We start from the raw sequence: 4,007 nt of genomic DNA, 5'->3' as shown, positions 1-4,007 counted from the left end.
GGTCATAACTAATGAGTCACCTTTGCAATGGGTCACCTCTAGGTGTGTCATACACCTACCAGTCTCAGAGATGTCACAAGATGACAGACCTTAGTTGATGCATAGGGCAACGCCTCCTTATCAGACGGTAGCAGATCATTGCTAACAGAATCGTCCTAATGCTGACGTTAGCACCGAGATCAAGAGACTGCAACAAAAATTAATAAAAACGGCGAAACTTTACATTTGTTAACAATCCATTCAGATCAGGGTATAGGTTCACTAGTAGGGTTGCTATCGCCTCAAATGTCAATCCAGTAGAGCATTGTTTTATGTGCCAACGGTCGTTTTCCGCAGCAGCGATCCTGAAAGGTAAGCAGCATTTTAAGGCATGGCTGAGAAGACCATAAATGTGCTACGCGCTCTCAATCAATGCCCAACCTGTGACAGGGGTTACAAAAAAGTAGATACCTGTAGACAAGTTGGTATGCTAACGACTGGAGGGTTTCGATCGTTGGAAATGGTTTCTGCACTAAATGCAAAAGTTTAATGGCATACTGCAACCGTCTGTTCCCCATGCTTGGCACCACTGTCGGCCATACCTCACGCTCATGGGCTGGACAGGGCTACTACTAGTGGCCAGTAATGGACAACAAAGCCTAATGGCCCACGATGAAGGGTGGTATGCAACTCAAGCACGATGGATTGTGGAAACAGGTGACTGGATTACACCGCAATGGTGGGGGCAGCCTGTATACGATCGCACGATCGGCCTTCAGTGGTTGATTGCCCTCTGCTATCAGCTAGCTGGCATTAGTGATGGTGTAGCGCGGTTGCCTAGTTTAGCAGCCTGTTTAGGAGCTGTTGCTCTAACCTATGCTATCGGTAAACGCTTGCTAACTCCCCATTTAGCATGGACAGGGGCAGCGATATTGCCCCTTTGTTCCCTGTGGCTGCAATACGGGCGCATGGCCGTGCAGGACATTGTACTTACCTGTCTGGAACTACTGGGCATCTGGGCATTGTTACAAGCTGAGGCTGACGATCGCCAACGATCGTGGTGGGGATTGCTAGCTGGAATGACCGTCGGGCTGGGATTTTTAATCAAAAGTATCATGATCTTGCTGCCGATCGTTGCGCTAGTTCCCTACCTGCTCACTCACCGTCGCCATTTCACCAATTTGGGCCTCCATTTAGGGTTAGTAATTGGTGCCATCCCTGTCTGCTTGTGGTTTTGGTTCAGCTATCAGCAGTATGGTCTGTTACCCTTTCAGCAATTGTTTGGACACCTCTTTCACCTGGGTTCCCAGCAGTTTCACGCTGATGCAGGCTTCCTCTACTACGGTTGGAACATCCCCATCAACGCCTTTCCCTGGGCATTGTTAGCAGTAGTGGGACTTTTGATTGGTCATGGATCACAGGTTATAGGTCATCCATCCCCAAAGAACAATGGACAATTACTGGTCACTGGCGCAATAAAAGACGATGACACTTCAACAGGGGCGATTACCCCCCTTGCCCCGTTCCCCATTTCCTCTGCCTCCTCCCTTCTTTATCTCTATCCCTTGCTGTTATTGGCGGCCTTGACAGTCTTCTCAACTCGCACGCCTTACTATGCGCTGCAACTGTACCCGTTCATTGGCCTGTGGGCTGCTGTGGCATTGAGTTGGCTGACACACCGAGCCTCGCCAAGCATCACAGCCGGGGTAAGCTACGGAGTGGCTGGTCTGGCGATCGTGCTGTTAGTTGCAGCCGCAATCCTGAGCTTGGGGATCATTCCTGGTTCGGCAGAGTTCCGGTGGTATGCACTGCCAGTCTGGCTGTTGGCGGGTGGATGGCTAGCATTACCCTGGATCTGGCATCGGAGACAGGTGCAACGGTGGTTAGCAACATTCCTGTTAGCTCCTTGGTTGGCCTTGGCGGGGGCAGGGATTGTGGGTTTATGGGGTAACTACAATCCTGATGTGAAGGCAGCATTAACTAATTCTCAACTAGCCTCGGTGTTGCAGGCACACCCGGTTTCAGTGGTGGTGAAAGACCTGCAACCAGAGGAGCACAAAACGTGGGTATTGCTCAGTTTCTACAGCCCTCGACTGGGACGATCGCTGGCATCCTTAGCTGACTTGCCCCTGGGGGAATATGCCTGGGTAAGTCCAGGGGCCTCAGCAGATGTAGATCGGCGCTATGCAACGATCGCAACCATTCGCAACTGGAAACTAGTTACCTCGGCTACCTTACCTAGCACTGTGCACCTTGGGATAGACACGGCCCTTCCAAGCACTACCCCGACCCTGCCAGTGGCGCAGAGCCGAGTCTAGGGTTATCAGGGTATATAGGCCAGCAATGCCCGGTAAGTAGACGGCCCAGAGTGGATGACAGCCATATAACCGCACTGTAGGCAAATAGGCGATCGTCATCAGTAACCAGCCTAGAGTGCCCACAATGGTCAACAGTAGGTCACCTGTGATGAGGCCAACGATCGCCCCCCCAGGAGCCACGATGTACACCAAAATCATGCCCAGTAAGGTTGCCAACAATAGCCAAGGAGAATAGTTCAGTTGGGTAAAGGCTGTACGTGCAACCATGTCCCAGATAGTTCCTAGGGATGGATAGGGGCGTAGACTGCGAGTGGTGGTGCTTAAACCTAGCCAGAGGCGACCTGTGCCTGCCGATCGACAGCCTGTAGATTTCACAGCTTGAGCAAGGGCACAATCATCAATTAGTGCCTGCTTCAGGGCTTGGATGCCCCCAATGCGCAGCAAGGCATCTCGGCGGATCAAGATACAACCCCCAGCAGCAGCGGCAGTGGAGCGATCGGGATCATTCACCCACCGGAAGGGATACAGCTTTTGAAAGAAGAACACAAAGGCAGGGATCAGTAACCGTTCCCACCAACTTTGGCAGCGCAGTTGCACCATCAAGGAGGCAAGATCTAGCTGGTGGTGCTGGGCATGGGCAACAAGGCGGCGTAGGTTTTGCCGATCATGCTCAATATCTGCATCAGTAAACAGCCAATAGTCTGGTAATGGCTCCATTTGGCTAGACTGGCGAACCCCTTGCTCCATAGCCCACAGTTTGCCCGTCCACCCCGGAGGTAATGGCGTGGTCGTGATGATCGTCAAACGCTCCGGCTGGTTAAGGCCACTCGCTAGCGATCGAGCAACATCCGCCGTACCATCACTGCTTTGGTCATCTACGAGAATGATCTGCATCAGACCAGGGTAGTCTTGCTGCAATAGCGAAGGCAACGTTAGGGGCAGCATGTCTGCCTCATTGCGGGCAGGAATCACCACATGCACAGGGGGAAATGTGTCCAAGTCTGGAGCAGTCTTTGGTAAGCGCTGATCACACCGCCAAAACTGACCTCGCAGTGCTAATAATCCGATCCAAACGACCACAGCTACCAGGGTCAGCCCTATGCCAATTGTGTTCATCCCTATCTAACAACCCATTATCAGGAACGATACACGATTAGGGATGCCTAGTGAACTGGGATGCTATAGCCGTTGTGCTAGAGCAACGCCAAGTTCGACTCCTAAAAATCCCATGACTGGACTACCGAGGCCATAGAGCAACGCCTGTTGATAACTTGCTAGTTTGAGCAGATTTGACGTGTCTAACGCATAGGTTGAAAACGTAGTGTAAGACCCTAAAAAACCAAGTATCACAAATCCATTGAGTGACGAATCAGCCCCCATGGACTGACACAACGTTGTCAAGAACCCAATCAGCACTGCACCAGACACGTTGATGATCAATGTGCCAAAAGGAAACCCTCCGCCCAGTTTTTGCACGCAGACCAGTGTCAGATAGTAGCGGCTGAGTGCACCCGGAATGGCTCCTAGGGCAATCCATACAGGCAGAGAAATAGGTGGAGCAACAGAACTTTCCATAGCGAGTGGATTGATAAACGGTAAAATCAGCGTCAGCATAGGAGATGAATGTGTATTGCCTCATTGATGTGTTGGTCTTGACAACCGCAGTCTGACCTTGCCGATCGTATCCTGTATATGGAAGATAGACACCTA

3 protein-coding genes are annotated in these 4,007 nt (G+C 51.4%); 1 reads left to right on the top strand and 2 read right to left on the bottom strand.

Features of this window, described 5'->3' with window-relative positions; all coding sequences use genetic code 11:
* The first annotated feature begins 515 nt into the window (after window positions 1–515).
* Window positions 516–2,297 carry a glycosyltransferase family 39 protein gene (locus NZ772_15210; protein MCS6814903.1) on the top strand — a complete coding sequence of 594 codons (1,782 nt, stop codon included), beginning with the start codon at window positions 516–518 and terminating at the stop codon, window positions 2,295–2,297.
* Here NZ772_15210 and NZ772_15205 read toward each other — a convergent pair.
* Together NZ772_15205 and crcB are read right to left on the bottom strand one after the other, a co-directional pair.
* Window positions 2,214–3,413 carry a glycosyltransferase gene (locus tag NZ772_15205; GenBank protein ID MCS6814902.1) on the bottom strand — a complete coding sequence of 400 codons (1,200 nt, stop codon included), beginning with the start codon at window positions 3,411–3,413 and terminating at the stop codon, window positions 2,214–2,216. The two genes, NZ772_15210 and NZ772_15205, sit on opposite strands and share 84 nt — an antisense overlap.
* Before the next feature lie 63 nt (window positions 3,414–3,476).
* Window positions 3,477–3,872 (bottom strand): fluoride efflux transporter CrcB, encoded by a 396-nt coding sequence (gene crcB / locus NZ772_15200; protein ID MCS6814901.1) that lies wholly within the window; start codon window positions 3,870–3,872, stop codon window positions 3,477–3,479.
* Between the last annotated feature and the right edge of the window lie 135 nt (window positions 3,873–4,007).

It is taken from the genome of Cyanobacteriota bacterium (assembly GCA_025054735.1).
In the GTDB taxonomy this organism is placed as follows: Bacteria; Cyanobacteriota; Cyanobacteriia; order SKYG9; family SKYG9; genus SKYG9.
The sequence above is the reverse complement of the archived record's forward strand: the minus strand, read 5'-3'. Positions and strand labels throughout refer to the sequence as shown.